General features: G+C 69.3%; 14 protein-coding genes. All 14 read right to left on the bottom strand.

Translation table 11 applies throughout. The features are described 5' to 3' along the window. Nucleotides 1–8: 8 nt before the first annotated feature. The 14 genes from PJ250_RS06630 to acs all read right to left on the bottom strand — a co-directional run bounded on the left by PJ250_RS06630 (nt 9) and on the right by acs (nt 17,988). The gene (locus tag PJ250_RS06630) at nt 9–1,148 is read right to left on the bottom strand and encodes a glycoside hydrolase family 18 protein (protein WP_271647795.1); all 1,140 of its coding nucleotides are present in this window, start codon (nt 1,146–1,148) and stop codon (nt 9–11) included. 76 nt (nt 1,149–1,224) lie between these two features. Continuing rightward, on the bottom strand, nt 1,225–2,850 hold the full coding sequence (locus PJ250_RS06625) for an FMN-binding glutamate synthase family protein (RefSeq protein WP_271648560.1): 1,626 nt from the start codon (nt 2,848–2,850) through the stop codon (nt 1,225–1,227). 231 nt (nt 2,851–3,081) lie between these two features. Continuing rightward, a complete protein-coding gene (locus tag PJ250_RS06620; protein ID WP_271647794.1) occupies nt 3,082–3,888 on the bottom strand; it encodes a rhomboid family intramembrane serine protease in 807 nt (268 codons plus the stop codon). A 97-nt stretch (nt 3,889–3,985) separates the two neighbouring features. After that, the gene (locus PJ250_RS06615) at nt 3,986–4,945 is read right to left on the bottom strand and encodes a TerC family protein (RefSeq protein WP_271647793.1); all 960 of its coding nucleotides are present in this window, start codon (nt 4,943–4,945) and stop codon (nt 3,986–3,988) included. Nucleotides 4,946–5,241: 296 nt separating this feature from the next. Beyond that, nucleotides 5,242–5,718, bottom strand: a complete 477-nt coding sequence (locus PJ250_RS06610; RefSeq protein WP_271647792.1) for a hypothetical protein — start codon at nt 5,716–5,718, stop codon at nt 5,242–5,244. Nucleotides 5,719–5,985: 267 nt separating this feature from the next. Then, nucleotides 5,986–7,068 (bottom strand): alpha/beta hydrolase, encoded by a 1,083-nt coding sequence (locus PJ250_RS06605; protein ID WP_271647791.1) that lies wholly within the window; start codon nt 7,066–7,068, stop codon nt 5,986–5,988. Between the two features lie 312 nt (nt 7,069–7,380). Continuing rightward, nucleotides 7,381–8,319 (bottom strand): hypothetical protein, encoded by a 939-nt coding sequence (locus PJ250_RS06600; protein WP_271647790.1) that lies wholly within the window; start codon nt 8,317–8,319, stop codon nt 7,381–7,383. 168 nt (nt 8,320–8,487) lie between these two features. Beyond that, nucleotides 8,488–11,187 carry a bifunctional acetate--CoA ligase family protein/GNAT family N-acetyltransferase gene (locus PJ250_RS06595; protein ID WP_271647789.1) on the bottom strand — a complete coding sequence of 900 codons (2,700 nt, stop codon included), beginning with the start codon at nt 11,185–11,187 and terminating at the stop codon, nt 8,488–8,490. Nucleotides 11,188–11,426: 239 nt separating this feature from the next. Beyond that, the gene (gene mgtE / locus PJ250_RS06590; protein WP_271647788.1) at nt 11,427–12,809 is read right to left on the bottom strand and encodes a magnesium transporter; all 1,383 of its coding nucleotides are present in this window, start codon (nt 12,807–12,809) and stop codon (nt 11,427–11,429) included. Nucleotides 12,810–13,047: 238 nt separating this feature from the next. After that, nucleotides 13,048–14,754: a bifunctional isocitrate dehydrogenase kinase/phosphatase gene (gene aceK, locus PJ250_RS06585; protein ID WP_271647787.1), complete on the bottom strand. Its 1,707-nt coding sequence runs from the start codon at nt 14,752–14,754 to the stop codon at nt 13,048–13,050. Then, nucleotides 14,747–14,947 (bottom strand): hypothetical protein, encoded by a 201-nt coding sequence (locus PJ250_RS06580; RefSeq protein WP_271647786.1) that lies wholly within the window; start codon nt 14,945–14,947, stop codon nt 14,747–14,749. Before PJ250_RS06580 ends, aceK begins: the two co-directional genes overlap by 8 nt. Then, complete coding sequence (locus PJ250_RS06575; RefSeq protein ID WP_271647785.1) at nt 14,940–15,140, bottom strand: hypothetical protein; 201 nt, start codon at nt 15,138–15,140, stop codon at nt 14,940–14,942. The genes PJ250_RS06580 and PJ250_RS06575 overlap by 8 nt, the downstream gene beginning before the upstream one ends. 89 nt (nt 15,141–15,229) lie before the next feature. Next, nucleotides 15,230–15,898: a response regulator transcription factor gene (locus PJ250_RS06570; protein ID WP_271647784.1), complete on the bottom strand. Its 669-nt coding sequence runs from the start codon at nt 15,896–15,898 to the stop codon at nt 15,230–15,232. Between the two features lie 146 nt (nt 15,899–16,044). Continuing rightward, a complete protein-coding gene (gene acs, locus PJ250_RS06565) occupies nt 16,045–17,988 on the bottom strand; it encodes an acetate--CoA ligase (RefSeq protein ID WP_271647783.1) in 1,944 nt (647 codons plus the stop codon). Between the last annotated feature and the right edge of the window lie 99 nt (nt 17,989–18,087).

Here is an 18,087-nt window from a genome sequence, read left to right as displayed (position 1 = left end):
TCCGGTCGCTAGGGTGCCGGCTGGTCGATGGCCTGGCGGACCACGTCCAGCAGGGCCTCGCCGTCGTCCTCGCGGTATTCCCAGTACATCAGCCCGCCCAGGCCATGCGCGCGCACGTAGCGCACCTTGGCGCGCAGCGCCTGTGGGTCGTCGTAGCTGATCATCTGCCGGGTGGTTGGGTTCCACAGCCACGCCGCCTGTGCGTCCGGATCCCAGTAGCGGGTGAATCCGTGTTCGGTCAGCCGACCCTGCACGATCTCCCGGTAGGAGATGAAGCCGCCATCGCTGGCGAAGCGCTGGTAGAGCCCGTGCTGGGCCGGCTCCACCTCGCCGAAGCGGCGCCCGTAGAACGCCATGCCCACGTTGAGCTTGGCGGCCGGCACGCCGGCGTCGAGGAAGTCCTGCACCGCGGCGATGCCGTTGCGCGCATGGGCCGGGTCCAGCGTCGAGGCGCCCAGGCCAGCGGCATGGCCAGTGGTTGGGGTCAGGCTGCCGTGGAAGTCGTAGGTCATCAGGTTGATCCAGTCCAGCAGCGGCGTGATCCGCGGCAGGTCCAGGCCGGAGGCGAAGCGGCCCTCGGCCGCGGCGATGCTCAGCACGTAGTGGCGCCCACGCGCGCGGCCTTCGGCGTCCAGCGCCTCGCGCAGCCGGCCCAGCAACGCGGCGAAGTTGGCGGTGTCGTCGGGGCTGGCGCTGATGCCGGCATCGTCCAGGGTCGGGTACTCCCAGTCGATGTCCAGGCCGTCCAGGTCATGGGCGCGCAGCAGGGCCATGGCCGTGTCGGTGAACACCTGGCGTGACTGCGCCGTGGCGGCCGCCTCGGAGAAATGTCCCGCGCTCCAGCCGCCGATGGACAGCACGATCTTCAGCTCGGGGTTGTCGCCGCGCAGCTTGACCAGCCCGTCCAACGTGCGTGGGCCGTCGGCATCGGGCAGGTGCACGCGATGCTGCGCATCGACCACGGCGAAGGCGAAGTTGATCACGTCCAGCTTGCGCGCGCTGATCGGCGGCAGGGTCTTGCCGTTGGTCACATAGCCGATCAACTTGATCGGTCGTGCCGGGGCCGCCGCTGGCGGCGGCGTGCTGGTGCAGGCGGACAGGGCGATCAGGACAACGGCCAGCACGGCCGCGCGCAAGGCTGCGGTCACAGGGGGGATCTCCGGTGGTGGGGCGAGGATTGGCGGGGCAGGGACAACGGGCGTGCCGGGAGGGAGGTCGATGGGTTCAACGCGACTTGCTCAGGCGCAGGTCGCGGATGCGGGCCGGGGCCTGGAACGAGTCGGCGCGCGCATCGGGCCAGAACTGCTGGAACACCGAGTGTTCGGGCAGGTTGCCGCCCAGCAGATCGCCGGGCGCCAGGAAACGGTACAGCGACGACAGCGCGCGGATCTCCACGGCCGACACGCGACGCACGATGTGCTCCGGGCCCAGTTCGGCGGGGTCTTCCAGCCCGGCCGCGCCCAGCAGTTCGGCCAGCGCGCGCAAGGTGTTGGTGTGGTACTGGTGCACGCGCGTGGCCTTGTCCGGCACGTCCAGGTGGCGCCAGCGCGCGGGGTTCTGCGTGGCCACCCCGGTCGGGCAGCGGTCGGTGTGACAGCTCAGCGACTGGATGCAGCCCAGCGAGAACATGAAGCCGCGCGCGGCGTTGCACCAGTCCGCGCCCATGGCCAGGGTCCGGGCGATGTCGAAGGCGCTGGTGACCTTGCCGGCCGCGCCGACCTTGACCTGCTCGCGCAGCGACAGGCCCACCAAGGTGTTGTGGACCAGCATGAGCGCTTCCTGCATCGGCACGCCCATGTGGTCGACGAACTCCATTGGCGCCGCACCGGTGCCGCCCTCGGCCCCGTCGACCACGATGAAATCCGGCAGCAGGCCGCTTTCGTGCATGGCCTTGGCGATGCCGAACCATTCCCATGGGTGGCCGATGGCCAGCTTGAAGCCCACCGGTTTGCCACCGGACAGCTCGCGCAGGCGCGAGACGAACTGCAGCAGCTCCAGCGGCGTGGAAAACGCCGAGTGACGTGAGGGCGACACGCAGTCCTGGCCGAGCGCGACGCCACGCGTGTCCGCGATTTCCTGGGTCACCTTGGCTGCCGGCAGCACCCCACCGTGGCCGGGCTTGGCCCCCTGTGAGAGCTTGATCTCGATCATGCGCACCTGTTCGAGGGTGGCATTGGCGGTGAACTTCTCCGCGTCGAACTGGCCGTGCGCGTCGCGGCAGCCGAAGTAGCCCGAGCCGATCTCCCACACCAGGTCGCCACCGCCCTCGCGGTGGTAGGGCGAGATCGCTCCTTCCCCGGTGTCATGGTAGAAGCCGCCACGCGCCGCGCCGGTGTTGAGCGCGCGGATCGCGTTGGCTGACAGCGCGCCAAAGCTCATCGCCGAAATGTTGAACACGCTGGCCGAGTACGGCTTGGGTCGACCCGCGCCGATGGTCACGCGGAAATCGTGGTGGTGCACGTCGGTGGTCGCCAGCGAATGGTTGATCCATTCGTATTCCGGGGCGTAGGTGCTGCGCAGCGTGCCGAAGGGCACCACGTCCATGACGTTCTTGGCCCGGCGATAGACCAGCGCGCGCTGCTGGCGCGAGAACGGCACATCGTCCAGGTCGCTCTGCACGAAGTACTGGCGGATCTCCGGCCCGATCGACTCCAGTCCATAGCGGAAATGGGCCAGCACCGGATAGTTGCGGCGCAAGGTGCTGTTCCGCTGCAGTACGTCGACCAGTCCCAGCACGCTGGGCGCGGCGGCTATGGCGGCGACCCACCACCATCCTGGCCAATGCATCGCCAGCATCACGCTGAGGACCAGGATCAGCAGGGCCGCAATCCAGCCCAGGTAGCGGAGCATCATCGTCAAAGACCGGCAAGAAGCACGCCGGCAAGTCTAGAGGGTGTTGTGCGCTTCCTGACAGGCTCCTGCCATCGCATGTCATGGAGAGCGGAGCTTGCTCCGCTGGAGCCCTGCCGATGAGCCGCCCGGAAAGCAGTCGAATCCCCAAGATGGATTGAGACGCGCTCTGCGCGACAGGAAGATGCGCCCCGCATCGTGCGCGGGTTGCACGCAGTCTGCCAAGCCATGTCAGTCCAGTCGCGGTGGTCTGTCATCCGGCGCGTGCCGCGGCGCGGTCGGCGCAGGAAACGGCAGCACCACGCCACGCGGCGGTGTCGGGCGTTCCCACAGCACGGGCACGTCGCGTGGCGAGGGCGGTTCCAGCATGTCGGCCTCGTCGGCCAGCACCTGTTCTTCCTCCAGCTCCCAGCTGTAGCGCTTGCGTGGCAGGCGCGGGTCGGCGCGACGGAACCACCAGGCCGCCAGCAGCCCGGCCACCGCGCCCCCCAGATGGGCCTGCCAGGACACCCCCGGTTCGCGCGGCAGCACCGTCAACAGCATGCCGCCATAGAACAGGAAGGCGATGAAGCCGGTGGCGATCGCGGCGCGGTCGCGGCGCAGCACCCCCAACCCGATCACCAGGAACATCAGCCCGTGACCCAGGCCGCTGGCGCCCAGATGGCGCGTCCCGGCCTGGCCCAGCCACCATGCCCCCAGGCCCGCGCCCAGCCACAACAGCGGAATCGCGCGCAAGGTGGCCTTGGGATACACGCTGCCCGCCAGCGTGCCCAGCATCAGCAAGGCGATCGCGTTGGAGGTGATGTGCTCGACCGAACCGTGCAGCAGCGGCGCGGTAAGGATGCCGATCAGTCCCTGCGCGCTGTGCGGCGCGATGGCATAAGGGCGCCAGTCGAAGCTGCCTTGCGCCGAGTACGCCAGGACCAGCACCGCCACGAAGGCCAGCGCCGCATTGAACGCACGCAGCAGGCGCCGCCGGTCGGCGCGCGCCTGGGCAGCCGCATCGTGGCGCGGATCATCGGGATGGTAGGCGTCCATGCCCGCTTCGATGGCGGCAGCCCGGGCCGAAAACAAGCGTTGCGACGTTCCCGTCCATGGAACGTCGCAACGCGATGCGTGTGCATCAAACCCGCTTTCAGTTTTCCGATGCAGGCTTTGGCGGCCTTGCCAGGCTCAGCCACACGGTGATGGCAAGGATGCCGAACACCACGCCCAGCGAGACCAGCACCGGGATCTTGACCAGGTCGATGACCAGCATCTTGGTGCCGATGTAGACCAGGATCACCGCCAGCCCGTAGGGCAGCAGGTGGAAGCGGTCGGCCATGCCGGCCAGCAGGAAGAACATCGCGCGCAGGCCCAGCACCGCGAACACATTGGAGGTCAGCACGATGAACGGGTCGGTGGTGATGGCGAAGATCGCCGGGATCGAGTCCACCGCGAAGATCACATCGGTCACCGCGATCAGGATCAGCACCGCGAACATCGGGGTGAACCAACGCCGGCCATCGCGTACGACCGACAGCGCGTTGCCTTCGTAGCCATCGGTCAGGCGCAGGTGCTTGCGCATGAATTTCAGCGCCGGATTGGTTTCCAGGTCCGGCTCACTGCCGGCCGAGAACCACATCTTGATGCCGGTGAACAGCAGGAACGCGCCGAACACGTACAGCAGCCAGTGGAACTGGTTGAGCAGCGCCGCGCCGGCGAAGATCATGACCGCGCGCAGCACGATGGCGCCCAGCACGCCGATCACCAGCACCCGCTGGCGCTGCTCCTCGGGCACGGCGAAGTAGCTCATCACCATCAGGAAGACGAAGATGTTGTCTACCGCCAGGGACTTCTCGACCAAGTAGCCGGTCAGGAATTCCAGACCGATGCGATTGGCACTGGCGATGTCCATCGCCTCGCGCAGGTACCACCACAGCCCGCCGTTGAAGGCCAACGCCAGGGCGACCCAGCCCAGCGACCACCACACCGCCTCCTTGAAGGTGACCTTGTGCGGCCCGCCGTGGCGCATCAGCACCAGGTCGGCCAGCAGGGCGGCGATCACCACCACCACGAATCCGCCCCAGAGCCAGGGGTTTGCAATCGTCTGCATGTCGTTTCTCCACGCGTAAGCCAAGGGGGAACGCGAGGGCGCCAGTCTGCGCGGAGGAGGTCTTCCAAGGGGAAGTTCCGGGGCACACACCTTCGCCGTTGCGGCGAAGGTCTCGCTCACAGCCGGCCGTGGATCACGGCGCGGTTGCCGCTGGACCGGGGCACAGGGCCCGTCATGACGATCTCAGCGCGTGGGAGCTACTCCCCTTCTGTCATCGATTGTCGCGGCGCGGCGCGCGCTGGGTCAACGTCCAGGCTGAGCGGGGCGTTCAGATCGGGGCCGATCTGTCCACATTGTCACGGGGCCTCGTCTTGTGCCGACCAATGCATCGCCGCGCCCGAGGCCGAGCGCGGGCCCGGGTAAGGCCGCCCGTAGTAGCCCTCATAGGGGCCGCCGCCGAAGGGACCGTCGCTTTTGCTGACGTGGATGTCCATGCGCATGACGCTGGTACGCCCTTCGTCGCTGGTGAAGGCCTTGGCCACGCTGAGGTCGGCGGCGTTGTAGGTGCTGCTGCCGTAACCCTTGGAATACCCGACCCCGGTGGTGAACGTGCCATGCAGGTGGGCCTTGCCATCGTCCAGTTCCGAAGCGGGACTGGCCGGGTCGGCTTCCACGGCCGGGCCGCTGTGGTCGCCGTAATAGGTGCCTGGCGGATCGCCCGCGCCGGAAAAGCGCGTGTCGTCCTTGAGCTTGAGATTCAGCGGCTGGGTCTGGGCCAGCGCGGCAAGCGGGGCGCAGAGCAGCAACAGCGAGGCAACGGCGATGGATTTCATGGCGACGGACCTTGTAGTGCGTGTCCGTTGCGCGGTGAGGGCCGTCTGACCAGTGGGCCGGCAAGGATCACCCGCCCACGCTAGCAGCCGCGCGTTAAACCCACGCTGGCCGAGGCGATGCGCGTGTCCGCACGATTCCGAGCGGGCTCGGCGGGAGTTCGGCGCTGCCGGGGATGGGCCCGCAGCCGCGCGTCCCGTGCACCCTGCGGCAACTGGCCCCATGCGCCGGGAGTTCCCATACCCATCGCTCGGCGCGACGGGCAAGTCCTAGCGCGCCTGGCGGGCAGCGACCGATGCGTGGCCAAGATGACGATCGAAAAAGCGCCAGATCACCGCGTAGGCCTGCTGCGACTCGGGCAGCTCGGGGTCGACGAAGAACGCATGCCACATGCCGTCCCACACGTGCAGCTCGGCGTCCACGCCGGCCGCGTCGAGCAGCGCATGGCTGCGCAGGACCGAGCTCAAGGCGAAGTCGCGGCTGCCGCTGATCAGCAGTGTGGGCGGGAAGCGGGCGAGGATGGCCTGCGAGTTGGCCGGGAACACCAGCGGGTCGGACAGGTCGGCGCCGCGGAAATAGGGATAGTCCGAGAGCCTGGGCGGGCCGGCCGGCACCTGCTGCCCTTCCAGCGCGGCCGAGGTGTAGATGGAGTCGCCATCGGGCGCGGCCACCGATCCGCAGAAGGTGCCGACCGCGCCGGGCAGCGGCAGCTTCTTCGAAATCAGGCGCGCCACCACCTGTGCGGTGAGATAGCCGCCGGCCGAGCAACCGTAGATCCCGATGTCCTGCGGGCGATGGTCGCGCAGCAGCGCGCGGTAGACGGTTTCCACATCCTCGCTGGCCGCCGGGAAGCGGTGCTCCGGCCCCTGCCGGTAATCCACCGAGACCACCTTGATCCTGCCGACGCCGGCGATGGGAATGGCCTCGGCCAGCGCACCGCTGCGCGCGCCCCACAGGAACGCGCCCCCATGCAGATTGATCAGCACACGCGCCTTGTTGGCCGGCGCGATGCCGTCGGCCGGCTCGGCCACGTCGGCCAGCACGCCGTCGAAGCGCGCCTCGCTGGTGCGCACCGGCCATCGCTTGCGCATGCGCGCGACGCGGTCGCTGTTCTGCGCGTCGTAGAACGCGCGCGCCGCGGCGATGTCCTTGCCGGGGCCCTCGCCGCGCGCGTGCGCATCGAGCATGGCCTGGAGGCGCTCGCGCGCCTCGGGCGAGGCATAGGCCGACAGCGGCACCTGCACGCCGTTGAGCGGCACGCGCGGGTCGGGCACATCCGCGGCATGCGCGGCCCAGGTCGAGGCGAGGAGCAGCAAGAGCCCGCTCCAGCGCGACAAGGCGGAGATGTTCAAGGCGATGCTCCCGAGCTGGACGGAAACGAAATGTCCCGCCAAGCGCCCGCCGGTGGAAGTAGACCAAAGTGAATGCCTGGGGCGGTCAGGTGTCGTGAGCTGGGGTGGCGTCGCGTCGCTGCAGCGGGTTGCAGAAGCATGTCTGCAGACGCCGGCGGCGCTTTCCCGCCGGGGGCATGGCGTCAGGCGCTTCTTGCCATTTGCCTACGCCCGCCACGTCTCTACCGTCGGCATGCCCAACGAGACCAACCGCGCCGCTGCTGCGCCGTTCGGCAAGCCGCCATCAGCACCCTGCGCTGCGCAGCCGAGCGCTCAGTCGCTGGCGCGACGGCGGGCACCGCCGCGCAGGCGCTGCCATAGCCGCGACAGGCGCTGCCATAGCCGCGACAGGCGCGTGGTGGTGGGCGGCGGGGGCATGGGCGCATCGGCCGCGGCATCGCCAAGCGCGTCCGCCTCGCCCTCGAGCACGGCGTGGCCGCTGAGGTAGGCGGCGTTGAAGAAGGCGCGTGCCGCGCCGGTGTCCATCTTCAGCTGTGCCGCCGCCTCGCTGGCGGTACTGGCCTGCTTGAGCAGCAGCGTGCACAGCCGGAAGTCGTCATGGCGATGGGCCAGCACGCGGAAATCTGGCCACTGGCGCATGCGCAGCGTGGTGGCCTCGGTCAGCGGCGCGATCAGCTGCGGCACCATGCGCATGCGCAGCGCCGTTTGCCACAGCAGCGGGGTCAGCGCCATGCTCGGATCCTGATCGGCCGGTGCGGTCGATGTCTCCCGCAGCAGCAGCCGGTCGAAGCCCGGCCCGAGCAATCCCGGCACGATGTCCACCGCTTGGCGCGCGCTGTGCAGTGGTACGGCCTGGCCCGCGACGAAATCCAGATGCAGCACGTCCACGCCATCCAGGGACAGCACCGCCTGTGCGGACCGGGCACGGAGTTGCTCGCGGATCTGCTCGGCGAAGGGGCGCGTGGGGCCGGCCGGGGTGCGGCTGGTCTCGGCATGCGGGGCGTGCAGGGTCTGCAGCGCCTGTCGGATTGCCTGCTCGTGTAGGGGTGCCGTTCCCTGGCTCGGGTCGGACAAGCGTCCGCCGGCATCGACCAGCCACAGCGGTCGGTCGGACCGCACCTGGGCCAGGCGCGTGTCGGTCGGCAGCGCCGCCGGCACCTCGCGCAGCACCAACAGATCGCAGTCGTCCAGGTCGTGGACCAGCGTCAGGCCGTTGGCGGGCAGGGCGGCAATGCGCTGCAGGCGGCGCATCAGCGCCACTTCGGTTTGAAGATCAGAGCCTACGATCGCGACCCGCACCACGTGACGCCCCCTGTTGCCCAGTCCGCGCCGACGGCGCATGGGTCGAGCCTAACGCGCGGTTGATGCACCGCGACAGGGGCCAGTGTCCGGAAGGTGACCCCGGGCCCGTTTTGCCGCTCAGGGCTGCCCCCGGGCGCTGTGGATCGGCAGGGTCACGTTGGTGATGGAGGCATCGTCCGGGTCGGGCTTGAGGGTGAAGCCCAGCTGCCGGCACATGGCCAGCATGGTGCGGTTCTCGCGCAGGACCTGGCCCTCGACCTGACGCAGCCCCTGCCAGTGCGCGTAGTCGATCATGATCCGCATCAGCTGCCAGCCCAGGCCGGCGCCCTTGAGGTCCGAGCGGATCAGGATGCCGTACTCGCCGCGGTCGTAGTCGGCGTCGGCCAGCAGGCGTACCGCGCCGAGCATCTCGCCGTTGCCCGGGTCGATGGCCACCAGGGCGATGGAACGCGCGTAGTCCAGCTGGGTCAGGCGCGCGATGAACTCGTGGCTGAAATGCTTGACCGACTGGAAGAAGCGCAGGCGCAGGTCCTCGTCGGTGACCCGGGCGAAGAACGCGCGGAACAGCGCGTCGTCCTCCGGCCGCACCGGCCGCACGAAGGTCTCGCTGCCGTCGGACAGGGTGATGTGGCGCTCCCATTCCTTGGGATAGGGGAAGATCGACAGACGCGGATGCCCGCGACCCTTGTGCAGCTGGCGCGAGGGCGCCACGGCGATGCGCGCGTCCACCGCGACCACGCCGCTGGCGTCGGCCAGCAGCGGATTGATGTCCAGCTCGCGGATCTCGGGAATGTCGGCGGCCAGCTGGGCCAGCTTGACCAGGACCAGTGCCACGGCACGCTCGTCGGCGGCGGGCACGTCGCGGTAGGCCTTGAGGATGCGCGAGACCCGGGTGCGGCCGATCAGCTCGTGGGCCAGGCGTAGATCCAGTGGCGGCAGGGCCAGGGCCACATCGTCGATCACCTCCACCGCCGTGCCACCGCGGCCGAACACGATCACCGGGCCGAACACCGCATCGTCGGCGATGCCGGCGATCAGCTCGCGCGACTTGGGGCGCAGCACCGTGGGCTGGACCACAACGCCGTCGATGCGCGCCTCCGGGCGCAGCCGGCGCGCGCGCTCGATCAGCGCGGTGGTGGCCGCATGCACCGCCTCGGCCGAGACCAGGTTCAGGCGCACCCCGTCCACGTCGGACTTGTGGGGGATGTCCGCCGAGAGCACCTTGACCGCGACCGGCAGGCCTTCGTCCAGCAATGGCTGGGCCAGCTTCACCGCGGCCTCGGCGTCGGCCGCGGCCCAGATACGCGCGGTGGGGATGCCGTAGGCGCGCAGCACGCCGGTGGCGGCAATCGGGTCCAGCCACTGACGGCCATCGGCCAGCGCCGCCTCGACGATGGCGCGGGCGGCGCCGACATCCACCACGAAATCCTGCGGCAGGCTGGGCGGCGTCTCCATCAGCGCGGTCTGGGCCTCGCGATAGCGCACCAGGTGCATGAAGCCGGCCACCGCGTCGGCTTCGGTCGCATAGTTGGGAATGTGCGCGGCGTTGAGCGTGGTCAGGGCGGCCTCGCCACCGCCCAGCCACACGGCCAGCACCGGCTTGGCCCGGCTGTGGCGGGGGCGCTGGCCCACGACCTGGGTCAGCGCCTGCGCCGCATCGGCCGAGGAGGTGAAGGCGGTGGGGACGTTGACCACCAGCACCGCGTCGTTCTCCGCGTCGGCGAGCAGGGCCTCGACCGCGGCCGCGTAGCGCTCACCGTCGGCGTCGACCACGATGTCCACCGGGTTCTCGCGCGACCAGTCCGGCAGGGCCTGGTCCAGGCGCGCCACGGTGGCCTCCGACAGCCCGGCCAGGGTGCCCCCGAGGGCGCCGAGCTGGTCGCGGGCCAGGGCGCCCACGCCGCCGCCGTTGGACAGGATCGCCAGGCGCCGGCCAGGAAAGGTGCCCAGTCGGCCCAGGGTCTGGGCGGCGGCGAACAGCTCGTCCAGCGCGCCCACGCGCAGCAGGCCGGCGCGTCGGAAGGCGGCGTCGTACACCGCGTCGGGGCGGGCCAGGGTCTGGGTGTGGGTCGTGCCGCCCGTTTCGCGCCCGCGTCCGGACTTGACCACCACCACCGGCTTGCCGCGCGCGGCCGCACGCGCGGCGGACATGAACTTGCGCGCGTCGCGGATGGATTCGACGTAGAGCAGGATCGCGCGGGTGCGGTAGTCGGTGGCGAAGTGGTCCAGCAGGTCGCTGAAATCCACATCGAGCGCGTCGCCGAGCGAGACCACCGCGGAGAACCCGACCTGATGCGCGACACCCCATTCCACCAGCGCCGCGGCAATGGCCGAGGACTCGGAAATCAGCGCCAGGTCGCCGGGTAGTGGGGTGTGTGCAGCGATGCTGGCGTTGAGCCTGGCGTGCGGGGCGATCACGCCCAGGCAATGCGGCCCGAGGAGGCGCAGGCCATGCGCGCGCGCGGCACGCTCGGTGGCTTCGGCCAGCGAGCCGGGGCCTTGGCCCAGGCCGGCGGTGAGGATGATCGCGGCGGCCACGCCGCGCTCGGCCGCGGTGGCCACGACCTTGGGCACGGTCCGCGCCGGGGCGGTGACGATCACCAGATCCGGCACGTAGTCCAGGTCGGACAGCCGCGGGACGGTGTCCACCTCGTCGATGCGCTTGTAGCGCGCATTGATCCAAGCGATCCGCCCAGGGAACCCCGCCGCGCGCAGGTTGCGCACCACCGCCCGCCCGGCCGAGCGATCGCGCGGGCTGCCGCCGACGATGGCGATCGAGGTCGGCGCGAACACGGACTTGAGGCGGTAGGTGCTCATGCGATGGCAGCGGCGATCTGGAAGCGGGACATCGCCCCACACGTTACACGGCGGGGCGATGCCCTCGCATGACGCGCTGCGCGAGCGCAGGCCTGGTAGAGCTCATCGGAACCCAGCTAGCCGCGGTGGGAGCCGCCATGGCGGCGATGAGGCCTTACCAGTCAAGCCCCTCGCCGCCATGGCGGCTCCCACCGCCGCTCCCATCTCCACCAATAGCGGCTTCCATCGACGGCGGTGGCCTACAACAGCGTCCCGCTCAGGATCAGCAGAGCGATGCTGAAGTAGATGACCAGCCCGGTGACATCCACCAGGGTAGCCACGAACGGTGCCGAGGCGCTGGCCGGGTCGAAGCGCAGCCGCTGCAGCGCGAACGGCAGCATCGAGCCGGTCAGCGAGCCGAAGGTCACGATGCCCACCAGCGCCGCACCCACGGTCAGGGCCACCAGCGGCCAGTGCGGGCCGTAGTCGTAGATTCCCAGCCGCTGCCAGGCCACCACGCGCAGGATGGCGATCACGCCCAGGATCGCGCCGAGCAGCATGCCGGTGGGCAGCTCGCGCAGGGCCACCCTCCACCAGTCACGCAGGCGCAGCTCGCCCAGGGCCAGGGCGCGGATTAGCAGCGAGGTCGCCTGCGAGCCGGAATTGCCGCCCGAACTCATGATCAGCGGGATGAACAAGGTCAGCACCAGCGCCTTGTCCAGTTCGCCCTCGAAGTGCTGCATCGCGCTGGCGGTGAGCATCTCGCCCAGGAACAGCGCGCACAGCCAGCCCGCGCGCTTGCGGATCATCCGCCAGAAGCCGATCTGCATGTACGGCGCGTCCAGCGCCTCCAGGCCGCCGAACTTGTGCGCGTCCTCGGTGCCTTCCTCCATCATCGTGTCGATGATGTCGTCCACGGTGACGATGCCCAGCATGCGGCGCGCATCGTCGACCACGGCCAGCGAGAGCAGATCGTGGCGGCGGATCAGGCGCGCGACTTCCTGCTGGTCTGTCAGCGGCGAGACGGTGACCGGCGGATTGACCTGGGCCACGGTGAGGATGTTGTCGCCAGGCTGGCCGGTGATCAGCCGGCGCAGGGTCACGACCTGCTGCAGGACGTCGCTGCCGGGAGCCAGCACGTAGATGGCATACACGGTCTCGCGCTTGCGCTCGACCTCGCGCACGTGGTCCAGGGTCTGGGCCACGGTCCAGTCGGCCGGCACCCCGACGTACTCGGTGGTCATCAGCGCGCCGGCGGTGCGCGGGCGGTAGCGCATCAGCTTCTGCACCGCGTGCGCACTGGCCGGCGCGCGCGCGGCCAAGTCGGCCAGGGCTGCGGCCTGGTCGGTCAACTCCAGCGCCTGGACCAGGTCGGCGGCGCGGTCGTCGGCCATGCCTTCGAGCACGCGCGCCCGGCGCGGGCGCTGCAGGGCCTGCAGCAGCTGCGGGCCGCGCAGCAGCTCGGGCGCCTCGAGCACATTGATCGCGCGCGCGTCGGACAGGCGGGCGAAGGTCGCGTCGGCCAGGGCGGGCTTGAGCTTGTTGAGCCGCTCGACCACGTCGGCGGTGTTGAGCGGACGCAGCGCGTCCAGCTGGGCGGCCACCGCATCGGTGGTCTTGAAGGAGAAGTGCTTCAGGTTCATCGGAACGGCCTGGTTGGGCAGCCGCAACGGCCGCCTGGCCGAACCCGATCAGGACTCAGCGCGCAGCCACCGTTGACGGCAGACAAGATCGACTGGAAGGGTCGCTGGGCATGAGGAAGGGCGCTTCACCAAAGGAACCGACGCGCTGTGGCTGCGCCGGGCGGGCGGCAGTCTGTGCCTGCATCCAGAAGGCGTCAACCACTTTTTTGTGGCGGCGTATGGCAGGTGTGCGCGGCGTTCAGGCCACGCGCAGCGAGGGCGGATAGGGAGGGGTGTCGGGATAGCGGTCCTGCGCCAGCGCGGCTTGCAATTCGCGCCACCAGGCCGGGTCGAACAGCTGCCCATGCACCGCGCGCACGGCCTGGGCCAGCGCGGCGGGCAAGCCCATGAACTGGACGAAGCGCTCGGGGAACACGTCGCCCGGAGCGACATGGAACCAGGGCTCGTCGGCCATCTGCTCCTCGTAGCTCTGCGCCTGGGGCCAGTCGCGGAACTGGCAGTCGGTGATCAGCCGCACCTCGTCGTAGTCGTAGAACACCACCCGGCCGTGGCGCGAGACGCCGAAGTTCTTCAGCAGCATGTCGCCAGGGAAGATGTTGTTGCGGGCCATGTCCACGATGGCCTGGCCGTAGTCCAGCGCCGCCGCGCGCGCGGCCTCGGCCGGCTGCTCGCGCAGGTACAGGTTGAGTGGGCGCAGCCGGCGCTGCACGTAGCACAGGGCGATGATCACATCGTCCCCTTCGAAGGTCAGGCTGCCAGCGCAGGTGTCGCGCAGTTCGGCCAGCAGCGCCGGGGCGAAGCGCGCGACCGGGAAGCGCAGCGCGCGATACGGCTGCGCGTCGAGCAAGCGCCCCACCCGGTCACGGTTGAACACCAGGGCATAGCGCTCCTGCACCTCCTGCCGGGTGACCTGCTTGGTCTCGGCGAAGCGGTCGCGGATCAGCTTGAACACCAACGGATAGCTGGGCAGGGTGAATACCGCCATTACCAGTCCGGGCGTGCCCTCGGCCTGGACCAGCTGCTCGCCAGGGTGATCGCCAAAGTGATGATAGAAGGTGCGGAAGCGCTCGGTCTTGCCCTGCTTGGCGCGGCCCAGCACGGTGTACAGCTCATCGATGGGCTTGTGCGGCAGCAAGGTGCGCAGGAAGACCACCGCATCGCCAACCGTGGGCAGGTCGGCGTGGAAGTAGCTGCGCGAGATGCCGAACAACTGGGCCACGTCCGCGCGCCGGGTCAGCACCGCGTCCACGCGCAGGCCGGCCTCGTCGTGGATCAGCGCGATCATGCACGGCGCAAAGCGCGTCTCGCCCAGCACCCGGCCGACCAGGTAGGCGCGGCGTTCGCGATAGAACACCGTGTCCAGCAGCTCCACCGCGCGCACCGGCTCGCCCCAGCCGGCCAGGTCGTCGTGCAGGCGCACGGCGATGGCGGCCGCGCAGCGCGCCTGGTGCGCATAGGGCACGGCGAACACGTAGTCGCCCAGCAGCCGGGCGAAGGTGTCCACCGGCCGGGTCTGCGAGACCAGATAGTTGTGCCGCGCGACCGGATGGGTGATGGCCTCGGTGGGCGCGATGTCCAGCGCCACGAACTCCACCTGCGCATCCACGCCCTGGGTGCGGAAGAAGCGCCGGGTCAGCGTGTTGTAGAAGGTCTTGTACAACTCGCGGTCGATCTGCGCGTCGATCAGCGTCGCGTAGCGCTCGCGGATGGCATGCCATAGCGTGCGGTCGAATGCGCGCGGGCCCATCACCGCCTGCAGGCGCAGCCGGCATTCGTCCACACAGGCGTCGTAGAGCGCGATGCGCTCGACCGCATCGTCGCGCGCGCCATTCCAGTCGCGCTGCGCAAAGCGCAGCTTCGCGCGCCCGGTGATGTGCGCAAAGCGCGCGTGGTAGTCGGCGAAGGCTTCGTCGATCAGCGCGGCGTAGGTGGCGGCATCATCCATGCCACAGACCTCGTAGGAGCCGCCATGGCGTCGAGGGGCGTTTCCGGGAAGGCGTCATCGCCGCCATGGCGGCTCCCACAGGCGTGTTCCCGGCCTCTGTACCCGTAAAGCACTGGGTGATGTGCGCAAAGCGCGCGTGGTAGTCGGCGAAGGCTTCGTCGATCAGCGCGGCGTAGGTGGCGGCATCATCCATGCCACAGACCTCGTGGGAGCCGCCACGGCGGCGAAGGGCGTTTTCGGGAAGGCGTCATCGCCGCCATGGCGGCTCCCACAGGCGTGTTCCCGGCCTCGGTGCCCGCAAAGCACCGGGTGATGTGCGCAAAGCGCGCGTGGTAGTCGGCGAAGGCCTCGTCGATCAGCGCGGCGTAGGTGGCGGCATCATCCATGCCACAGACCTCGTGGGAGCCGCCACGGCGGCGAAGGGCGTTTCCGGGAGGGCATCATCGCCGCCATGGCGGCTCCCACCGAGGAACGCTTATTCCTGGTCTTCCGGGGGCGGGATCAGGCCATCGGGATCCACCGACAGGCGCCCGGCCATCAGCACGGCCTGGGTGCGATTGGTGACGCCCAGCTTGCGCAGGATCGCGGTGACGTGCGCCTTGATGGTGGCTTCGGACACGCCCAGGTCGTAGGCGATCTGCTTGTTCAATCGGCCGGCGCCCAGCATCTGCAGCACGCGGAACTGCTGGGGCGTCAGGTCGCGCAGGCGCTGGGCGACTTCGTGTTCGTCGCGGCCGATGGCCGGCGCGTTGTGCGCCTCCTCGGGTGCCCAGCGCTCCCCGTCGAGCACCTGGCCGATGGCCTCGCCGATGGTGTCCGAATCGACCGACTTGGGAATGAAGCCCATCGCGCCGTGGTCCAGGGCCCGGCGCATGACCGCCGGCTCCTCGCGCGCGGACACCACCACCACGGGCAGCTGCGGATGCAGGGCACGCAGGTGGACCAAGGCGTTGAAGCCGTGTGCGCCGGGCATGTTGAGGTCCAGCAGCAGCAGGTCCGCATCGGGATTGGCCTCCACCAGGGTGTACAGTGCATCGACGCTGTCGGCCTCGTGCAGGTGCACGCCGGGCAGCACGCGCTGGACGGCGCCGCGCAGGGCTTCCCGGAACAGAGGATGGTCGTCGGCAATCAGCAGTGTGGTCATGGAAGCGGGGATCGTGGTGTGGGGGTCGGGCCGGTGCGTCTCCCCGTCGCGCGCATGCGCCGGGGATTCGTACGTGGCCCGGCTGGCATAGTGCCAGACCAGGCGATCGGCTTTCGACGCGTCACTGGCCACGGTGCCCATGCCCCCTACTGGACCTTGCGCTCGGACACCAGCGAATCCACCACCGAAGGATCGGCCAGGGTCGAGGTGTCGCCCAGCTGATCCGGTGCGTTCTCGGCGATCTTGCGCAGGATGCGACGCATGATCTTGCCCGAGCGGGTCTTGGGCAGGCCCGGCGCCCACTGCAGGTGGTCGGGCGAGGCGATCGGCCCGATTTCCTTGCGCACGTGGGCGATCAACGCCTTGTGCAGGTCCTCGCTGGGCTGCTCGCCGGCCACCAGGGTGACGTAGGCGTAGATGCCCTGGCCCTTGATGTCGTGCGGGAAGCCCACCACGGCCGCCTCGGCCACCTTGGGGTGGGAGACCAGCGCGCTTTCCACCTCGGCCGTGCCGATGCGGTGGCCGGAGACGTTAATCACATCGTCCACGCGCCCGGTGATCCAGTAGTAGCCGTCGGCATCGCGGCGGCAGCCGTCACCGGTGAAGTAGGTGCCCGGATAGGTGCGGAAGTAGGTGTCGATGAAGCGCTGGTGGTCGCCGTAGACCGTGCGCATCTGGCCCGGCCAGGAGTCCTTGATCACCAGGTTGCCCTCGGCCTCGCCCTCCAGCTCGGCGCCATTGGCATCGACCAGCGCCGGCTGCACGCCGAAGAACGGCACCGTGGCCGAGCCGGGCTTGAGCGCGGTGGCGCCGGGCAGCGGGGTGATCATGTGGCCCCCGGTCTCGGTCTGCCACCAGGTGTCCACGATCGGGCAGCGACTGTCGCCGACCACCTCGTAGTACCAGCGCCAGGCTTCCGGGTTGATCGGCTCGCCGACCGTGCCCAGCAGGCGCAGGGACTTGCGCGAGGTTTTCTTGACCGGCGCCTCGCCGTCGCGCATCAGGGCGCGGATCGCGGTCGGTGCGGTGTAGAACAGGGTGACCTGGTGCTTGTCCACGACCTGCCAGAAACGCGAGTTGTCCGGATAGTTGGGCACGCCCTCGAAGATCAGCGAGGTGGCGCCATTGGCCAGTGGCCCGTAGACGATGTAGCTGTGGCCGGTGACCCAGCCCACGTCGGCCGTGCACCAGTAGATGTCGTCGGGCTTGAGGTCGAACACCACCTCATGCGTGTACGCCGCCCACAGCAGGTAGCCGCCGGTGGTGTGCAGCACGCCCTTGGGCTTGCCGGTCGAGCCAGAGGTGTACAGGATGAACAGCGGATCCTCGGCGTTCATGCGCTCCGGCTCGCAGGTCGCCGGCTGGCTGTCGACCACGTCATGAAACCAGCGGTCGCGCGGGGCCTGCATGTCCACCGCGCCGCCGGTGTGCTTGACCACCAAGACGGTCTCCACGCTGTTGGTGCCCGGCAGCTTGAGCGCGGCATCGACGTTGCTTTTCAGCGGGATCTTCTTGGAGCCACGCAGGCCCTCGTCGGCGGTGATGATCAGCTTGCTGCCACAGTCGATCACCCGGTCGGCGATGGAATTGGGCGCAAAGCCGCCGAACACCACCGAGTGCACCGCGCCGATGCGCGCGCAGGCCAACATCGCCACGGCCGCATCGGGGATCATCGGCAAATAGATGGTGACCCGGTCGCCCTTGACCACGCCCAGGCTGCGCAGCGCGTTGGCCAGCTTGCACACGCGTGCGTGCAGTTCGCGGTAGGTCACCCCGTAACTTTCCGAATCCGGACTGTCCGGCTCAAACAGCAGCGCGATCTTGTCGCCATGCTTGTCCAGCTGCCGGTCCAGGCAGTTGACGCTGGCATTGAGCTCGCCATCGGCGAACCACTTGATGCGGAAGTCTTCCAGGTCGTAGCTCACGTCCTTGATCTGAGTGGGCTGCTTCATCCAGTCCAGCCGCTGGGCGGCCTTGGACCAGAACGCCTCCGGATCCTCGACCGAGGCGCGGTAATCCCGCGCATACGTGTCGGCATCCACCAGCGCCTGCTTGGCGAATGCGGGATCGACGGGGTACAGATCGGACATGGAACTACCTCCTTCTCAACACGGTGGATATGGACAAGCCGGGGTGGGGTCCGGCCAGCCTTTTCGTCGTCCACAAGTTTGACCGATCAGTGGTTTGCG

Origin of the sequence: Pseudoxanthomonas sp. JBR18 (genome assembly GCF_028198165.1) — a bacterium.
Classification (GTDB): domain Bacteria; phylum Pseudomonadota; class Gammaproteobacteria; order Xanthomonadales; family Xanthomonadaceae; genus Pseudoxanthomonas_A.
This window is presented reverse-complemented; position numbering and strand designations above follow the sequence as displayed.

What these genes read in the sequence shown, in the direction of transcription:
- acs (WP_271647783.1), bottom strand. Translation starts at nt 17,988, where the DNA reads ATGTCCGATCTGTACCCCGTCGATCCCGCATTCGCCAAGCAGGCGCTG.
- PJ250_RS06595 (WP_271647789.1), bottom strand. Translation starts at nt 11,187, where the DNA reads ATGAGCACCTACCGCCTCAAGTCCGTGTTCGCGCCGACCTCGATCGCC.
- PJ250_RS06575 (WP_271647785.1), bottom strand. Translation starts at nt 15,140, where the DNA reads ATGGATGATGCCGCCACCTACGCCGCGCTGATCGACGAGGCCTTCGCC.
- PJ250_RS06615 (WP_271647793.1), bottom strand. Translation starts at nt 4,945, where the DNA reads ATGCAGACGATTGCAAACCCCTGGCTCTGGGGCGGATTCGTGGTGGTG.
- PJ250_RS06600 (WP_271647790.1), bottom strand. Translation starts at nt 8,319, where the DNA reads ATGCGCCGCCTGCAGCGCATTGCCGCCCTGCCCGCCAACGGCCTGACG.
- PJ250_RS06625 (WP_271648560.1), bottom strand. Translation starts at nt 2,850, where the DNA reads ATGCTCCGCTACCTGGGCTGGATTGCGGCCCTGCTGATCCTGGTCCTC.
- mgtE (WP_271647788.1), bottom strand. Translation starts at nt 12,809, where the DNA reads ATGAACCTGAAGCACTTCTCCTTCAAGACCACCGATGCGGTGGCCGCC.
- PJ250_RS06580 (WP_271647786.1), bottom strand. Translation starts at nt 14,947, where the DNA reads ATGGATGATGCCGCCACCTACGCCGCGCTGATCGACGAAGCCTTCGCC.
- aceK (WP_271647787.1), bottom strand. Translation starts at nt 14,754, where the DNA reads ATGGATGATGCCGCCACCTACGCCGCGCTGATCGACGAAGCCTTCGCC.
- PJ250_RS06570 (WP_271647784.1), bottom strand. Translation starts at nt 15,898, where the DNA reads ATGACCACACTGCTGATTGCCGACGACCATCCTCTGTTCCGGGAAGCC.
- PJ250_RS06620 (WP_271647794.1), bottom strand. Translation starts at nt 3,888, where the DNA reads ATGGACGCCTACCATCCCGATGATCCGCGCCACGATGCGGCTGCCCAG.
- PJ250_RS06610 (WP_271647792.1), bottom strand. Translation starts at nt 5,718, where the DNA reads ATGAAATCCATCGCCGTTGCCTCGCTGTTGCTGCTCTGCGCCCCGCTT.